Annotated in this window: 11 protein-coding genes; 4 read left to right on the top strand and 7 right to left on the bottom strand. The window is 62.5% G+C overall.

Annotation, left to right across the window (positions count from 1 at the left end; genetic code table 11):
• Both KY495_RS12195 and KY495_RS12190 read right to left on the bottom strand, forming a co-directional pair.
• Positions 1-981 (bottom strand): gamma-glutamyl-gamma-aminobutyrate hydrolase family protein, encoded by a 981-nt coding sequence (locus KY495_RS12195; RefSeq protein ID WP_219883969.1) that lies wholly within the window; start codon positions 979-981, stop codon positions 1-3.
• A gap of 512 nt (positions 982-1,493) precedes the next feature.
• A complete protein-coding gene (locus KY495_RS12190; RefSeq protein ID WP_219883967.1) occupies positions 1,494-2,312 on the bottom strand; it encodes a response regulator in 819 nt (272 codons plus the stop codon).
• 159 nt (positions 2,313-2,471) lie between these two features.
• Between KY495_RS12190 and KY495_RS12185 the strand changes: the two genes are divergently transcribed.
• From KY495_RS12185 to parC, 4 genes are read left to right on the top strand one after another with little or no spacing between them, the layout of a single operon-like run.
• Positions 2,472-4,472 carry a DNA topoisomerase IV subunit B gene (locus tag KY495_RS12185; RefSeq protein ID WP_219883966.1) on the top strand — a complete coding sequence of 667 codons (2,001 nt, stop codon included), beginning with the start codon at positions 2,472-2,474 and terminating at the stop codon, positions 4,470-4,472.
• A 1-nt stretch (position 4,473) separates the two neighbouring features.
• Positions 4,474-6,183, top strand: coding sequence for a molecular chaperone HscC (locus KY495_RS12180; RefSeq protein ID WP_219883965.1), 1,710 nt, complete (start codon positions 4,474-4,476; stop codon positions 6,181-6,183).
• Positions 6,180-7,865 (top strand): J domain-containing protein, encoded by a 1,686-nt coding sequence (locus KY495_RS12175; protein ID WP_219883963.1) that lies wholly within the window; start codon positions 6,180-6,182, stop codon positions 7,863-7,865. Before KY495_RS12180 ends, KY495_RS12175 begins: the two co-directional genes overlap by 4 nt.
• 5 nt (positions 7,866-7,870) lie before the next feature.
• On the top strand, positions 7,871-10,186 hold the full coding sequence (parC, locus tag KY495_RS12170) for a DNA topoisomerase IV subunit A (RefSeq protein ID WP_219883962.1): 2,316 nt from the start codon (positions 7,871-7,873) through the stop codon (positions 10,184-10,186).
• A 45-nt stretch (positions 10,187-10,231) separates the two neighbouring features.
• On the opposite strand, the gene KY495_RS12165 is transcribed toward parC, so the two are convergent.
• The 5 genes from KY495_RS12165 to KY495_RS12145 form a co-directional block, all read right to left on the bottom strand.
• Positions 10,232-10,732 carry a hypothetical protein gene (locus KY495_RS12165; RefSeq protein WP_219883961.1) on the bottom strand — a complete coding sequence of 167 codons (501 nt, stop codon included), beginning with the start codon at positions 10,730-10,732 and terminating at the stop codon, positions 10,232-10,234.
• Positions 10,733-10,945: 213 nt separating this feature from the next.
• The gene (locus KY495_RS12160) at positions 10,946-12,361 is read right to left on the bottom strand and encodes an IgA Peptidase M64 (RefSeq protein WP_219883959.1); all 1,416 of its coding nucleotides are present in this window, start codon (positions 12,359-12,361) and stop codon (positions 10,946-10,948) included.
• Positions 12,362-12,426: 65 nt separating this feature from the next.
• A complete protein-coding gene (locus tag KY495_RS12155) occupies positions 12,427-13,752 on the bottom strand; it encodes a cyanophycinase (RefSeq protein ID WP_219883957.1) in 1,326 nt (441 codons plus the stop codon).
• Positions 13,753-13,764: 12 nt separating this feature from the next.
• A complete protein-coding gene (locus KY495_RS12150) occupies positions 13,765-16,506 on the bottom strand; it encodes a TonB-dependent receptor (RefSeq protein WP_219883955.1) in 2,742 nt (913 codons plus the stop codon).
• A gap of 4 nt (positions 16,507-16,510) precedes the next feature.
• Positions 16,511-17,506: a MurR/RpiR family transcriptional regulator gene (locus KY495_RS12145; RefSeq protein ID WP_219883953.1), complete on the bottom strand. Its 996-nt coding sequence runs from the start codon at positions 17,504-17,506 to the stop codon at positions 16,511-16,513.
• Positions 17,507-17,664: the final 158 nt, after the last annotated feature.

Genomic DNA, 17,664 nt, shown 5'->3' with positions numbered 1-17,664 from the left:
CTAGAGGCGTGTTTCGCGCGCAGCGCGCAGGAACTCGTCCAGGATCGGCGTGCAATCGAGCAGATCGACGCCGCCGGCGCGGTGGAACTCGGGGTGCCACTGCAAGCCCATGACAAAGCTGGCGCGCTGGTAGCGGATCGCCTCGATGATGCCATCGGGGTCGGACATCGCCTCGATCATGATGTCGCGGCCCAGGTCCTTGACGGCCTGGTGATGGATCGAATTGACGATGGGCCGGTCCGCGTTGGGGAACATGCGCGCCAGCGAAGAGCCGGGCGGGAATGTGATGGCATGGCGGTGGGCGTCATAATCGGTATGCACGTGCGCCTGGGCGGCGGGCAGATTGGTGGCCACATCCTGATACAGGGTGCCGCCAAAGGCGACATTGATGAGCTGGCAGCCGCGGCAAATGCCCAGCACCGGCTTGCCGGCGTCGACGAATTCGTGCAGCAGTTCGAGTTCGTACAAGTCGCGGGCGCGGTCGCCGCTCCACTCGGGGCGGGTGGCGGTTTCGGAATAGGTTTGCGGCGAGACGTCGGCACCGCCCTGCAGCACCAGGCCGTCGAGATGCTTGGCGTAATGACGCATCGTGATGTTACTCGGGTGCAGCAGGCCATTGGTATTGACGGTCGGGACCATGAATACCAGGACATCGCGCGACATGACCCACTGCGCGATGGATTCCTCGAGGTACTGCAGATTCTTGCTGCGCAGCCCAGTGGAACCTGGCTCGGGGTGGAAGATGCGTGCCGAGACCCCGATGCGCAAGGTCCGGCGCATGAAGTCGCGGCCGATCTTGTCGCGCACGGCGCGTACGCGGGAGCTGATCACTCTCTTGGCGAGCGAAAGCGGGGTATCGTTTTCCTTCAGATAGCGCGGCGTGGCTTCGGGCGCGCGTCTGTCGGGGATGCGGGTGACGTGTGGGACGCCATCCTTTTCGGTGGGCGGCCCCCGCCGATCGGGCTTGTCGTTTTCTGGCATGCCATAAATATATCGCGCCTGAGCGGCCGCACGATATAAAGATGTAACAAAACGCACATTGAAAGTTCCCTACCTAACACAACACCGACATTCCCGCCGCCAACCCCCATCGGGGTCAGACCACTTAAAGACGCTAAAATCAATTTCCTTAAACCAGGGTCAGACCACTTAAACGCGCTTAAAGCAATGTTATTAGGAAGGGAAATGGGACAGTCCCGAGATTTTTTCTTGATTGTGAGCGATGATGAGACAAAAAAATCTCAGAAAATGTTTTCCGCTTAGCTACCACGCAGTTGGGAAACAATTGGCGGGAAATCGACGCCCACAAATATATTGTCCAGTTCTTTTTTTCCGAATTTATGGGCGTAGGATTCAAACATCGCTGACTTAAGTTCGGCAATCCGTGGTCCCCCTTGTGCGGTGGTCTGACCCTGGCGGTAGGAAATTGATTTTGCTGTGTTTAAGTGGTCTGACCCTGGGGGTAGGAAACATTGGGTGGCGCGGACCCGTATCTACAGTGGCAAGGACAGCAGCTTTTTGAGCGTCGCGACCAGATGGCGGTCGGCAACTGGTTTGTCGAGGATGCCGCGCACGCCGACGCCCTTGGCCCGCACGCTGTGATAATGGAAGGAGCTGCCCACCAGCAGTACCACGGCAATCCGCTCGCCCCCCTTCTGCGCCTTGACCGCGGCCGTAAGCCCATACGGATCGATCGCCGGCGTCGAGGTGTTGATCATCACCAGCGATACTTCGCCCTTCGCGCATTGTTCCACGGCTACCGCTGCGGTGTCAGTCCATTCCACGACCACGCGTCCCGCCATCAGCCCAGCCAGATGGTCGCGCAAGGCGTTACTCTTATCCACGATCAGTACCGCTCCCTTGGGCGCGGCCTTGCGACGCTTGACGTACTCGGCCGGGTCGGTCACGTCCAGGTCCAGACGCGGACGGCGCCGCCGCTCGGTCAGGAAAGGCAGCCCGCGCGCGGTCAGCTGGGCCATGGCGTCGGCACGGCGTTGCAACAATTCGTCCATCATGCCGAACATGCGCGGCCAGTCCAGCGGCCGCTCCAGGCGCGGGTAGGGAAAGTCCAGCACGGCATTGCCTACAACAATGGCAGGCTCGAGCGCCGTTGGGGCCACCGCCATCAGCCGCGCCAGCGCCTTGAGGTCGTCCCCATTGGTCAGCGTGAGGTCGGGGTCTTGCAAACTGTCTTCGAGCAGGCAAAAATACCCCGGCCCGTCCACAGGCGCCTTGGCCAGCGCATTGGCAATGCGCGGCCTTTCTTCAGGCCCAAATCCGGTCAGGCGTATGGCAAATGGATATTTGTGCATGCAGTTTTTGCATTCCTCGACAATTTGATACTTCTGCGACACCTTTTGACGAATCTAACCACAAACCAGCGGGCTGGCAAGTAGTGATTCGCGCCAAATTTCCTTACTTTGCCGCCTGACAAGATAGAATGCTCGGGCATTTGCATAAAGAATTCAGACATGGCCACCAAAAAACCCGCATCCGACTACAGCGAATCATCCATCCGCGTCCTCAAGGGGCTTGAACCCGTCAAACAGCGACCGGGTATGTACACCCGGACCGAAAATCCCCTCCATATCATCCAGGAGGTGATCGACAACGCTTCCGACGAGGCGCTGGGCGGCCACTGCAAAAATATCGCCGTTACCCTTAATGCCGACGGTTCGATTACGGTGGAAGACGATGGCCGCGGGATCCCGGTAGGCCTGCATCCAGAAGAGCAGGTGCCGACGGTGGAAATCGTCTTCACGCGCCTGCACGCCGGCGGCAAGTTCGACAAGGGCTCGGGCGGCGCCTATGCATTCTCCGGCGGCCTGCACGGCGTGGGCGTGTCGGTCACCAACGCGCTCTCAACCCGCCTCGCAATTACGGTGTGGCGCAAGGAACCGGACGGCAACGGCCTGCACAAGATGGCGTTCGCCCACGGCGATGTCGTCGAGCCGCTGGTGTCGGTCCCGGCCCCGCGCGACGGCAAGAAGAGCGGCACCCGGGTCACTGCCTGGCCCGATCCCAAGTACTTCGATTCACCGGCCATCTCGCAGGTCGAACTCCAGCGCCTGCTGCGCTCCAAGGCTGTCCTGCTGCCCGGCGTGACCGTCACCCTCACCAATGCCAAGACCGGTGACGTCACCACCTGGAAGTACGACGAAGGTCTGCGCGGCTACCTCAATGAGATGCTGGCGCAAAGCAGCAGCGGGGGCGAAACCGTGATCCCCTTGTTCGAAGGGGCGCAGTATTCCAACGGCGAGACGGACGGCTTTGCCGAAGGCGAAGGCGCCGCATGGGTGGTAGCCTGGACCGAGGAAGGCGCCGTGGTGCGCGAGTCGTATGTGAACCTGATCCCCACTTCCAACGGCGGCACCCATGAATCGGGCCTGCGCGATGGCTTGTACGGCGCCGTTAAGTCGTTCGCCGAGATGCATTCGCTGCTGCCCAAGGGCGTCAAGCTGCTGCCGGAAGACGTGTTCGCGCGCGTGTCGTTCGTGTTGTCGGCCAAGGTGCTCGACCCTCAGTTCCAGGGCCAGATCAAGGAGCGCTTGAATTCGCGCGATGCAGTGCGCCTGGTGTCCTCGTTCACCAAGCCGCCGCTCGAACTGTGGCTCAATCAGCACGTCGAATATGGCAAGAAGCTGGCCGACCTGGTGATCAAGCAGGCGCAGTCACGCCTGCGCTCCCTGCAAAAGGTGGAGAAGAAGAAGTCCTCGGGCGTGGCTGTCCTGCCGGGCAAGCTGACTGATTGCGAGTCCACCGATATCACCCGCAACGAAATCTTCCTGGTGGAGGGCGACTCCGCCGGCGGCTCGGCCAAAATGGGCCGCGACAAGGAGTTCCAGGCGATCCTGCCCCTGCGCGGCAAGGTGCTCAATTCCTGGGAGACGGACCGCGACCGCCTGTTTGCCAATAACGAGATCCACGATATCGCCGTGGCCATCGGCGTCGATCCGCACAGCCATGGCGACACGCCCGACCTGTCCGGCCTTCGCTACGGGAAGATCTGCATCCTCTCCGATGCTGACGTCGACGGCTCGCACATCCAGGTGTTGCTGCTCACGCTCTTTTTCAAGCACTTCCCGGCCTTGTTCAACCATGGCCACATCTGCATCGCCCGCCCTCCCCTGTACCGGGTCGATGCGCCGGCGCGCGGCAAGAAGCCGATCCAGAAACTGTATGCGCTCGACGATGGCGAGCTGCTGGCCATCGAGGACAAGCTGTCCAAGGAAGGCCTCAAGGAAGGCGCGTGGAGCATCTCGCGCTTCAAGGGCCTGGGCGAGATGAATGCGGAGCAGCTTTGGGAGACAACAATGAACCCGGACACCCGGCGCCTCCTGCCTGTCACGCTCGGCGACTTCAGCCACGTCGATTCGTCGGCACGCTTCAATATGCTGATGGGTAAAGGCGAGGCGGCGGCGCGCCGCGCCTGGATCGAAGAACACGGAAACGAAACGGAAGCGGATATCTGACATGATCATCGGGATTGACCTTGGCACCACCAACAGCCTGGTGGCGGTCTGGCGCGATGGGAAGGCAAGCATCATTCCCAACGCGCTCGGCCAGCACCTGACCCCATCGTGCGTGGGCATGGACGACGACGGCACCGTGCTGGTGGGCGAGGCCGCGCGCGCGCGCCTGCAGACCCACCCGCACCTGACCACTGCCCTGTTCAAGCGCTACATGGGCAGCGAGCGCAAGACGCAGCTGGGCAAGCAGACCTTCCGCCCGGAAGAGCTGTCGTCCATGGTCCTGCGCTCGCTCAAGGAAGATGCCGAGGCTTTTTTGGGCCACAAGGTCGAGGAAGCGATCATCACGGTGCCGGCTTATTTCAGCGATGCGCAGCGCAAGGCGACCCGCGTGGCCGGCCAGCTGGCAGGTCTGAAGGTAGAGCGGCTACTCAATGAGCCGACCGCCGCCGCCCTGGCCTACGGCATCCAGGACACCCAGCGCGAAACCAAGTTCCTGGTGTTCGACCTTGGCGGGGGCACGTTTGACGTTTCGATCCTCGAGTTGTTCGAGGGCGTCATGGAAGTGCGCGCATCAGCCGGTGATAACTTCTTGGGCGGCGAAGACTTCGTCACGGCGATGGTAGACGCCTTCATGACGCATAGCGGGTTGGCCAAGGCGCTGGGCGGCAAGGAGCTCTCCGGCAGCGGCAAACAGCGCCTGCGCGACGAGGCCGAGCGCGTCAAGCGCGCCCTGTCCGAGTCCCCTGCAGCGACCATGGCGTTTGCCTGGGAGGGCGCTGAATATAGCTGGGAATGCAGCGAGGACGCGCTGGCGCGCCTGTGCGAGCCGCTCATGCAGCGTCTGCGCACACCAGTGGAACGCGCCCTGCGCGATGCCACCATCAAGGCGTCCGAACTCGATTCCGTGGTACTGGCCGGCGGCGCCACGCGCATGCCCCTGGTGCGCAAGCTCGCCTCGCGCATGTTTGGCCGCTTCCCGATGATCCATCTCGATCCCGACGAGGCCATTGCACTGGGCGCCGCGGTACAGGCCGGCCTCAAGATGCGCGACGCTGCGCTGGACGAAGTGGTGATGACGGACGTCGCCCCCTATTCGCTCGGTATCGGCATCGCGCGCCAGGTGGGGCCGAATCAGTTCGAGGGCGGCCATTTCCTGCCCATCATCGAGCGCAATTCCACGGTGCCGGTGTCGCGGGTCGAAAACGTGGCGACCATCGCCGACTTCCAGCGCGAACTGTCGGTCAAGGTGTACCAGGGCGAATCGCGCCTGATCTCGGACAATATCTACCTTGGCACGCTGACCTTCCCCATCCAGTCCAAAAAGGCTGGCGAGGTGACGGCAGACGTGCGCTTTACCTATGACGTGAGCGGGGTTCTGGAGGCCGAGGTCACGGTGCTGCCAACGCAGGAAAAGCACAAGCTGGTCATCACCGAAAACGCCGGCGTCATGACACCCCAGGAAGTGGAAAAACGCCTGACAGAACTGGCGGCGCTCAAGATCCATCCGCGCGACCGCATGGAAAACCGCACCCTGGTGGCGCAGGCCGACCGCCTGTACGAACAGTTGCTGGGCCACGAGCGCGAAGTGCTGGCGCAGTATGTGGCCGCGTTCCAGTCAACCCTGGACAAGCAGGAGCCGGTCGCCGAGCGCCGGGCCCGCGAGTCGCTGGTACAGATGATGCGCCAGCTCGAAGGAGGCCTGTTCCTGTGAATCCCTGGACCGTCCTCGGTATCCGCGCCACGACCGACGAGCGCGAAATCAAGCGCGCCTATGCGAAGCGGCTGAAGGTCACCCGCCCGGAAGACAACGCCGCGGCGTTCCAGGAACTGCGCGATGCCTACGAAACGGTGCTGCGCATGGCGCAGCAGGCAAGTGCGCAGGATGATATCGAGGCAGACGGCAGCGCCAGCGTATCGCCCCAGCCCCTGCCTGCTGCGGATGAAGGGCCGGTCTACCAGGCGGTGTACGAGTTCGACCCGGCCAGCGTGCCGCAAGCCGAGGCGCCAATGTCCCGGGCGCGCGGCGTGTGGGCCGAATTCCTTCCCGGCGCCACCCGCCACGCGGGCGCGCATTTACAGACGCTTGCCGCCAGCGACGCCCTGGTGGACCTGCAGGTGCGCGACTGCTTCGAGCTGTGCGCGCTGCAGTACTGCGCCGCAGAAGGGTGCGACGACGAATTCCGCGCGGAAGTGGCGGATTATTTTCGGTGGGAGGAGGACGCCAGCTTCGTCGCCCGCCAGATGCCCGACGAAACCGCGGCCACGCTCGGTCGCCTGCGCGCATATCGTTCTTATGAAAGCTTTCGCGCGCTCGCGCCCAATGACGACGTGGTGCGCCTGCTGTTGTCGCAAGCCCCGGTCAAGACGTTCGAGTGGACAGTCAGCGCCAGCTTCACACGGCGCATGCGCCAGTTGCTGGCCCACGTGCGCTGGCAGCATCCTGAAATGCTGGACCTCAAGCTCAATGCCGATGTGGTCGAAGCATGGGAGACGCGCGTCGAAGGCAAGCGCTATTTTGTCGATACCGCCGTTGTCTCCGGCATCCTGGGCGTATTCCTATGGGCTCTCGCTCTAGGGGGACTTTGGCAAAGCGGGCAAATGGAACACGCGTTTTCAGCACTGTTCATCGCACAGGCCTTGTGCTTCGGGACGATAGCATGGGTTGCATTCCGCCGGCCAAAGGTACTTGCCGGCTTCCACGAACAGGCCTTACAAGTCCTTGCTCACCATCGCTACCAGCCGGCCTGGCAATTCGGCTGGCTCGGGGTGTATTTGTTTGCGACACTGTGCATGTTCATCCGGGACCCATCGCAGGGATCGGTGTATGCAGTATCCATCATGATGGTCGGCAGCGTACTGGTTGGCCTGTTCGCCAATTCCGCCGTCTACAACTGGCCCACGCTGGCCTTGTTTGGGGCGCTGGCGGCGGGCCTTGGCTACCTGCTGGCGCAGACCCAGTTCGGGGCATTCGGCTATACGGCCTGTATCGCTGCCGCGCTCGGACTGCAGCTCATTTTTAACCGTGGCGGGGCCGACTTCATGTCCTACCTGCGCCTGCCGGACGAATGGTTTGCCCCGGTGCGCGCGATCTGGATCGCGGGCGCCGCCATTGCGCTGCTGGGGACCTTTGCGCTGGACGATATTCCTGCCATCCTGCCACCGCTTGCCTGGGCCTGGACGGTAGCCGGCATGCTGCTCTCGCGCCCCAGCTTTCACCCGTTCTTTGCCCTCATCATCGCAAACTATGCGATGAAGTTCGTGTTCGCTGCGTTCGAAGGTTCGAATGCGAGCATCGGCACCATGCACGGGCTCACGGTAGCCCTGGTGGCCATCGCCTTTTTTATGGTCGTTAACATGGCGCGAGCCGAGACCAATCAACATCAATTTTCATAAGCACCATGGACCAAGCAAATCTTTTTGAACAACCACCGCCACCGCCGCCGGATGACGGCGAAACGCTGACGCTGTCCACCTTTGCCGAACGCGCCTACCTTGACTACGCCGTATCGGTGGTCAAGGGCCGCGCGCTGCCGGACGTGTGTGACGGCCAGAAGCCGGTCCAGCGCCGCATCCTGTACACGATGAATGAACTGGGCCTGGGTTCCACCACCAAGCCGCGCAAGTCGGCTGCCGTGGTCGGTGAAGTGATGGGTAAGCTGCACCCGCACGGCGACCAGTCGATTTACGATGCGCTGGTGCGCATGGCGCAGGACTTCTCGCTGCGCTACCCGCTTATCGATGGCCAGGGCAACTTCGGCTCGCGTGATGGCGACGGCGCTGCGGCCATGCGCTACACGGAAGCGCGCCTGACGCCTGTGGCGCGCCTGCTGCTCGATGAAATCGATCAGGGCACGGTGGACTTCCAGTCCAACTACGACGGTGAATGGAAGGAGCCGCGCCTGCTGCCTGCGCGCCTGCCCATGATGCTGCTCAACGGCGCCTCCGGCATTGCCGTGGGCCTGGCCACAGAAATCCCGTCGCACAACCTCACGGAAGTGGCCCAGGCCACGGTGGCGATGATCCGCAACCCCAAGATCACCCACGCGGAACTGATGGCCATCATGCCGGGGCCGGACTTCCCGGGCGGCGGCCAGATCATCACGCCGCCGTCGCAGATCACGGAAATGTACGCCACCGGCCGCGGTTCGATGAAAGTGCGCGCGCGCTGGAAGATCGAAGAACTGGCGCGCGGCCAGTGGCAGGCAGTGGTCCACGAACTGCCGCCCGGGACCTCGGCCCAGAAGGTGCTGGAAGAGATCGAGGAACTCACCAACCCCAAGATCAAGATGGGCAAGAAAGCGCTTTCGCCCGAACAGCTCACCCAGAAGCAGCTCATCCTCGGCTCCCTCGATTCGATCCGCGATGAATCGGGCCGCGCCGCGCCGGTGCGCCTGGTGTTCGAGCCCAAGTCCAAGAACCAGGACCAGAACGAGTTCATGCTCATGCTGCTGGCGCATACGTCGCTGGAGTCGTCCAACTCGATCAACCTGGTGATGATTGGCGGCGATGGCCGCCCGCGCCAGAAAGGCTTGAGCGAAATCCTGCAGGAATGGATCGAGTTCCGTTTCGTGACGGTACGCCGCCGGACCGAGTTCAGGATGGGCAAGGTCGATGACCGCATCCATATCCTGGAAGGCCGCGAGGCGGTCCTGCTCAATATCGACAAGGTGATCCACATCATCCGCAATTCGGACGAACCGAAGGCGGCACTGATCGCGGAATTTCGCCTGTCGGACCGCCAGGCCGAAGATATCCTGGAAATCCGCCTGCGCCAGCTGGCGCGCCTGGAGACCATCAAGATCCAGCAGGAGCTGGCCGAGCTGCGCAAGGAAAAGGGCACGCTGCAGGACATCCTCGACAATCCGTCGACCATGAAGCGCGTGATCATCAAGGAAATCGAGGCCGACGCCAAGCAGTTTGGCGATGGCCGCCGTACCCTGATCGAAGAAGCGCAGCGCGCTTCGGCCGAGCAGAAGGTGATCGATGAGCCGGTGACGGTCATCATTTCGGAAAAAGGCTGGGTACGTGCACGCACTGGCATCGGCCACGATGTGACACAGTTCACCTTCAAGGCGGGCGACGCGCTGTATGGCGCCTTTGAATGCCGCACGGTCGATACCCTGCTCGGTTTCGGCGACAACGGCAAGGTGTACTCGGTGCCGGTGGCGGCGCTGCCCGGTGCCCGTGGCGATGGCGTGCCGGTGACCACGCTGGTCGATCTGTCAGGCGGCGCCCGCATCCTGCACTATTTTGCCGGCAGCGCGGCCACTACCCTGCTTATGGCCTCGACCGCCGGCTACGGCTTTGCGGCCAAGGCAGGCGACATGGTCAGCCGCCTCAAAGGCGGCAAGTCGTTCATGACGCTTGACGATGGCGCCGTTCCGCTGCCGCCGCGCGTCATACCCGCAACGGCCAGCGCCGTGGCCTGCCTGTCGGAGAAGGGCCGCCTGCTGGTGTTCGGCATGGACGAACTGAAAACCCTGTCCAACGGTGGGCGCGGCGTGACGCTGATGGAACTGGAAGACAAGGAAAAGCTGCTGGCAGTGCAGCCAATCAGCCAGAAAGGCGTGAGCGTGCACGGCACCTGGGCCGGCAACAAGCCGCGCGAAGTCGACCTGTCTGCGTCTGGTCTGGCGGTCCATTTCGGCAAACGGGCGCGCAAAGGCAAGGCGCTGGCCGCCAAGGTCAAGGCGATCACGCTCAAGCCGCTGTAAAGAAAAAAACGGAGCCGCGGCTCCGTTTTTTTTAGTGCACGCCAGTTACTTGGCTGCCGCTTTCTTGATGTCGGCGCTCGCTTCGGCCTTCACTTCCGCGGTCTTGGCGGCAGCACGGGCCTTCTCTGCGCTGGCATCGATCACTGCCTTGGCTGCTTTTTCGTCGGCGTTGATCATTTTTTTCTCGGCCGTCAGGTTGGCCTTGGCGACTTTTTTCTCGGCCTTGGCTTCAACTTTCATCTTGTCTTCCGGGTCGGCCTTGGCAACCTTGGTCATGGCTTCAGCGTGTTCTTCGTGCGCTTCGGCCACTGCCTTGGTCTTCTTTTCGTCAGCCTTCATGACTGCCTTGGTGGCCTTTTCGTCGGCCTTGACGACCTTCTTCGCTTCCTTGCCTTCAGCTTTCACGATGTCTTCGCGCGCTTCAGCGGTTGCCTTGATGACGGCCGATGTGGCAGGCGCGTTGACGGTGGTGGTCGTCGCCGTGGTCTGGGCGTAAGCGGAGGTGGCAATCAGGCCTGAGATCAGGGTGGCGAGCAGTTTGTTCATGGTGATTTCCTTAAAATGTATATGGCGGGTTTTTTTATAGTTGTGGACGTTTGTACCGTCCATTTACTTGCCCCGGCGCTTGTTTCGCTGAGGCATGAACCCAGAATATGGTTTAAGGACAACATGGTCTGTACGTCAGCGCACGTAATGACAGGCGATAAAATAATGTGTAACAGGGCGGCCTGCGCGCCAGACCGCCCTCAACCACGGGCGTTAACGAGCGCCTGTACTGTAGAGATCGATGATTTCAGCCACCCCGGCGTTACATACTTTACAGAATCTTTCACTCCGGTCAAACATCAGGCACTGCATCTGCGGCCGGTAAAAACCCTTGGCCTCATAATTGGCGCCTTCAAATGCCCCCACCTCATGCCGGTGCGGCGCGCTCGAAAACAGCTGGTTGGTACGATCGAGCTCCTGCCGGAACAGCGCACTCATTTCAGCTTCTGGGCGCTTGTCCGCGCGCAGTTGAGCGCGGCGCTTCTGATCGGCGCGCGACGCTTCTTCGTAAGGCGCCTTTGGCCAGGGCGTGGGCAGGGCAGTGCCAGCCTTGACCAGGTGTCGCCATTTGAGATTGGCCGGATCGCGCAAGGCCGTCACGTTCGGCTCCCACGGCTCCATGCGCCCGCTGGCCGGCGCGTATGCCACCGGCGAAGTGTAGTACTCGTCGGCCAGGCCGGCGAAATGGTGGCCGAATTCATGGACAAACAGGTAGTTGGCCCAGTCATTGCCGGCAGCGGCGGTGCTGAACTGGCCAAAGATGCCTCCGCCGCCGTAGGTCTCGTTATTGACGAGGATTTCGATGAATTCATAGGGCGCATGCTGGGCAATCTCGCGCAGGGCGCGGTTGTCGAGCGTGAGCACATAGCGCTCACTGCCAAAAATGTCGTAGCGCGTGCCCAGTGCCGACGCCCGGTGCACACCGGTGGAAGGACGCGACACGCCAGACTCCTGGGTCGGCACGGCGATGCCCCACACATTGAAGTCGCCTGCCCGCTCCTTGAAAGGCGAGACGGTGAACAGATAATTGGCCAGGCGGGTGGCGTCGGCCTCGAATTTTTTCATGTCAGCGGCGGTGTAGCCGTCCCCCATCACCAGCAGGTCCACCTTGCCCGGCGAGGGTCCGCTGACACGGATGGGAATGGGACGGGCCGGTGCCGGCTCCTGCTTGCGCACCACCTCGGGCGCGTCGGTGTCGATGTTGACGCTCCAGGCCACTGAAAACTGATTGCGCTCGTCGCGCTTGAGGATGCGCACCTTGACCGGCGCGGCAGGCTTGGGAAAGCGCACCGACTCCTGGAAGCCCCGGTTCATCTTGCCCGCTTCCTCAGTGGTGCGCCATTCGCCAAAGATCGTGGAAAAGCCGCGCGAATAGATTACGTCGCCCGTTTTGGCGTCCACCACCTCCACCATGTTTTGCCCGCGGCCGGTGGTATCGATATTCCTGGCCAGGTTGCCCGGCCAAGGCAGCGGTTCGATGACCACCCGTTCCAGCGCGTAGTGATCCGACAGCGCATTACCGCTGTGATGGTAGTCCACGCGCACGGTGGCCGGCGGCTGGGCGCCGGCGGCAGCTGACAACAGGAGCGCCAGCGCGGCGGCCAGCAATCGGAACGGCAGTAATGACATGGCAGGTATCCTTGCAGACGTGGAAATGCCTGCCATTCTAATAGGCTCCGCCGGAGGCGCAAGCTTTACCGGTATTGGTAGAACGGCTGCTGGATCTTGATGGGCTTGACGTCGAGCCGGATGTTGTAGACGGAGTAGGCGTCAGCAATCGCGGAAGCGTAACCCACGCTGTCATTCACGCGCGACAGGCGGAACTCGAATCCCAGATCGGCCTGCAGGTCGCGCGGGCTGCCAAAGGCGATGCCAATGGCGTCCGGCTGGTCGCTGTCGATCAGTTTTGTCATCAGGTCGACAATGGTGGTGTGTCCCAGCACATCGGCCGTAAACAGCGGCCCGATGTAATAAGGGTTGGACGGATCGAACTTGCCGCCCGCCTTGTCGGGGGACGGCGTGAACGTGTGGGTGCCGATGTTGAAGCGGTCGCCATTGTCGATATAACTGAGCCTGGCGTTGCTGACATTGAAGGTGCCCGGCACGCTGGAGGCGTTCCGCAGGTCGATCAGCAGCGCACCCTTGTAGCCAATGACTTCCACTTCCCGATTGGGATACACGATCATGGCCGTGTTTTCATCGATACCGAGACCAAGCTTGTAACCCTTGGCCAGCATTACCGGCAGCATGCGCGCAAATCGGCCGCGCACCAGCAGGTGCTGGTCGACAAAAACATCATCGCCAATGAAGCCCAGGCCCGGCGCCATCTCCATGCCGTCGGCCACGCCCCGTTTGAGGGTACTCAGCACCGACCGCACGTTGTAGAACATGGTCGAACTCATGATGGCGGCACCGGCACTGGTGCCGGCGATGACGCCGCCGCGCCGGTACATATGCCACAGCGAGTCCAGCATGAGGGTACTGCTGCCGTCAGGCCTGCGCAGGGCCTGGGTGATGCGGGCCTGGTCGCCGCCGACAAAATAGGCTCCAGCTGCCGAGGCCACCTTGGCGGCCAGCTCCTTGTCTTCGGCGGCAGCCCGGTAGTCGGTACCCTTCAGGCGCACCGCGACCGGCACCACGAACGCATCGGCGCCATAAAAGTTGAGGCGCTGGGCATCCAGCCGGGCCGCCCGCTCCGGATTGGCCGAGGCCGAGCCGAATACCGCGATGCGGGCGCCCCTGCCCCCCGCCAGCTCCACGATGCGTTCCCACACGGGTTCATTCTCGCCCCGCAGGCCACCCCCGATGATCACCAGCGTGCCCTTGGGCGCGCTGGCCGCTGCGCGGCTGTCCTTGACTTCGGCCGGCGCGGGCGGCTTGGGCGCTTCCTGGGCCTTGATTTCCGGCTGCACCTTGGCCTCAGCCGGTACTGCGGCGGGCTGCGCGACCTGGGCCACGCCCTGCCCCGCCGTGGCGAGCGCCAGTAAAACAAATGCACAACGGCGGGCCAAAGTGAACATGCGTGGTTCTTTCTATCTGAATGAGTAGTTCAAGCTCGCAAACGCACTGCGTCCGCGAGGGTCGGTGTACGTGGGATCATAACCGGCCAAAAAATAATACGCCTGATTCGAGAACGGGGGCGCCTTGTCAAGGACGTTGAGCACACCCGCCCGCAGCTTCAGGCTCTTGCTCAGTTCATAGCTTCCCGTCAGGTCCCACAGCGAATAGGCAGCCACCCGGCGCGATGGCAGCAGCGTATTGCTGGCCGGGTCGTACGTCGTGTTCTGGTCCACATACGATGACGAATATTGATTGGCCAGGGTGACGTTGATGCCCTGCCGGTCGTAGCCAAAGCTGATACGGTGGCGCCATTTCTGGATCACCTGGTCGTTGAGGAACAGGCCAAGATTGCTGCGGTCCGGCTCCAGGGGGCCAAACTGGCGGTCATATTTTAGCACCAGGGTGCCACTCATGTTGATGCTGAAGCGGCCCGCCGGCGCGGCAGGCGTGCGGTAGTCGAAGCCGACATCGATGCCGGATGTCTTGAGCCGTCCCTGGTTTTCCTTTTGCAGCAGGATGTTGCTGATGTAGCCATCCTGATCGCGCTGGATATAGGTGCCGTTGTACTTTTGCGGGCTGTCGACGATGATCTGCTCGCCCAGGGTGCTGATGACGTCCTTCTTTTCGATGTTCCAGTAGTCGAGCGCCAGGTTGAGCTGCTTGCTGACATCCCACACCGCGCCGAGCGCGAACTGGCGCGAGGTTTCCGGTTTCAGATTGGGGTTGGAGCGGCGCTCCACCGGGTACTGGTCGGTGCAGCCGTCGATCGTGTCCAGGCCCGTGCTCACGCATTCGGGATCGGTCAGGAAGCTGGCGGCGCTGCCAAAGGTGGCCGGACGGTTCAGGTCTGCCAGCGAAGGCGCGCGAAAGCCCGTGTTGGCCGAGCCGCGCAGCAGCAGCGTGGGCATTGGCTGCCAGCGCACGCCAATCTTTGGATTGGTGGTGGACCCGACCTCGCTGTAGTCGTCGTGGCGCAGCGCCAGCTGCACTTCCAGTGTCTTGCTCAGTGGGGCATTGAGTTCGGTGAACACCGAATACACCTTGCGCTGGTCGCGCGTGGCCACCAGGTCGGCCGCACCGCTGGCGCGGTCACCGGCGATATTATTGGACAGCAGCAGCGCCGACGGGGTGAAGCTGGTGGTCTCGCGGCGCGCCTCGGCGCCCACGGCCAGCGCCAGGTCGCCACCGGCCAGGGTCATGAGCGACTTCGATACCTTGCCATCGATTGCCGTCGAGACGCCCCTGGAACTGCGCGCCGCATCGTTGACCCTGATATTGTTGATCAGGTCCCTGCCCGCCTGGCCCGACGGGCCGAAGGGGTTGATGGTGCCGTCTCGCACCGCGGCATCGAAGCGGTCGAACAGCACGTAGCCATCGACATATTTGTCCACCGCCCGGTTCTCGGCGCGGCTGATGCCGGCGTCGTAGTCCCAGCCGTTGACCATGCCGCTGGCTCCGAGCACCAGGCGCTGGGCGCGGCTTTCTACTTCGTTGGTGCGGTTGCCGGCCTCCGTCATGCGGTAGCGGATACCACTGACCGAGGTGTGACCGGCCGCGGCCAGTGGTCCTGCGTATGCGGCAGGCAGGCGCTCGACGGCCAGGTTGCGGATACGGATGGGATTGGGGCTGAGGACATAGCGGCTGTCAGCCTGCGACTGCACCAGTTCAGCAAACAGCTGGTGATCCGGATTGACCTGGAACGTGGCGCGGCCAATGAAGCCGATCTTGCGCGACTCCGGATAGAGCTCGGTATCTTGCATGTAGTCGTAGCTGCAGCCCAGCGGGCCGCCGGGACCCTGGGGTGCATAGACGGTGGCCGGGGGATTGCAGTCCGGCGCGCTCGGGTTGATGCGGTTGCGCGTGCTGCCGGCCGGCAGGGCGCCGGCGGCAATGAGGGCATTGCGCTGGCTGCTGGAGATATCGATATTGGCCGGGTAGGTATTGCTCGACATGAGGGCCGGCAGGGTGGTGGCCAGCGGGCGCTCGGCGATGAAGCTGCGCTGCGACGAGCGCAGCGCGTCGAGCTGCTGCACATCAAGCACGCCAAACACGTTGAAGCGGTCGGTGGTGAGGCTGCCCACGCCGCCGCTGATGCTGGCGGTGCGCTTGCCGGCGCCGCCATCCTGGGTGCCGGCCACCGACAGATTGAGGTCGGCGCCGCGGTAATCCTTGCGGGTGATGAAGTTGATGACACCGCCGATGGCATCGGTACCATAAATGGCCGAAGCGCCGTCCTTGAGGATTTCCACGCGCTGGATGGCGCCGGCCGGGATGTTGTTCAGGTCCACGCCGGCATTGTCGCCAGGGGAGGCGAAATTGGCCAGGCGCCGGCCATTGAGCAGCACCAGGGTGGACGACACGCCAAGGCCGCGCAGGTTGGCGCCGTTGAAGCCGCGCTGGCCAGAGGTACCGTCTGTAATGCTGGCGCCATCGGACAGGGGCGCCGTGTTGGCGCTGATGTTCTTCAACAGCTCGGCAGCCGTGGTAACACCGCTCTTTTCAATGTCTTCGCGCCGCACTACCTGCACCGGCAGCGCCGTCTCGTTATCAAGGCGCTTGATGGACGAGCCGGTGATCTCCACGCGCTGGATCTTGGCCGGTGGCTGCGGCGCTGTCTCCTGCGCCACTGCTGCCTGGGAAGCCATGCCAAAAGCGGCAGCCAATGCGGCGGCCAGAGCAGACCGCGCTGGCTGCTGGGTGTAGTGCTGTTTCATGTCCTTACTCCTGTGGTTTTCTTAACTGCTTTTTGGATCGAACTGGCAGGCGGCGCTTGCCGTCGTGGGTGCTGCTGAAATCTGTATCGGTGCCGGCCAGCCAGGCCGAGATGGCGTCGGTCAGGCGCGCCGCCTTGGCCACGTTGTCGCGGTTTGACACCATGAGCGTGACCACCAGCGCCTCGATCAGGGCAATGGCGGCGCTGGCGCTGCTGGGAAGCACGGGGTGGCTGCTGTGCGCATAAAGGACATAGGTGGCGATCTTGGCCAGGGCCGAGGCGGGCGAATCGGTCATCGACACCACGCACGCTTCACGTTCGCGCGCGAACTGCGCCAGCCGGATCACGTCGGCCGAATAGCGCGGAAAGGAGATCACGACCAGCACGTCGCGCGAGGTGATGTTGGCCAAATGGCCGGCAGCGATCTCGGTGCCGCCCTGCCCGGCCACCTCAATCACCTGCTGGCAAAATGGCTGCAGGTGCAGCGCCAGCATGCCGGCCAGCTGCGAGGACAGTCCAAAGCCCAGCACATACACGGCGCGCGCCCTCGTCAGCGCAGTCACGATATGCTCCAGGTCGCGCATGTCGAGCGCCTGGCTGCAGGACTTGACGTTGGCGGCCGCGTAATCCAGGCTTTCCAGTGCCGGCGCCATGGGACCGGCCTTGCGCCCGATGTTGTTGCGCAGCTTGTCCACCGGCTGCAGGACCGACTGCAGCGTGGTGGCCACTTCATTGCGCATGGCCGAATAGTTCTTGAAGCCGATGTCGCGGGCAAAGCGGCTGATGGTGGCGGCCGACACGCCGCAGCTCTCTGCCAGCTCGCCGATGCCGAGCGCCGTCACGCGCACATGGTTGCGCAGCAGGTAATCGGCGATGGCGCGATGGGAAGCGGAACCGTCCGACAGCACCATGAGCAGCGCGCGTCCCAGCGCTGACTCTGCAAACGCGATCTCCGGCGAGGCATAATCGCGTTGGCTGGCGGAAGAGGCGTTTGGCTTCATGGATATCCCGGGTACGCTCATGAAAAAAATCGTTCAATAAATTTTTCATGAAAATTTTCAACTTGATATCGACTCTACCCGCAACAAAAACAAAACTCAACAATTTTCTGAAAGTTTTTTTTCATTGATTTACTTTGTGAAAAAAATGATCCACAATC

The sequence above is a fragment of the Massilia sp. PAMC28688 genome, assembly GCF_019443445.1.
GTDB lineage: Bacteria > Pseudomonadota > Gammaproteobacteria > Burkholderiales > Burkholderiaceae_D > Telluria_A.
The sequence above is the reverse complement of the archived record's forward strand: the minus strand, read 5'-3'. Positions and strand labels throughout refer to the sequence as shown.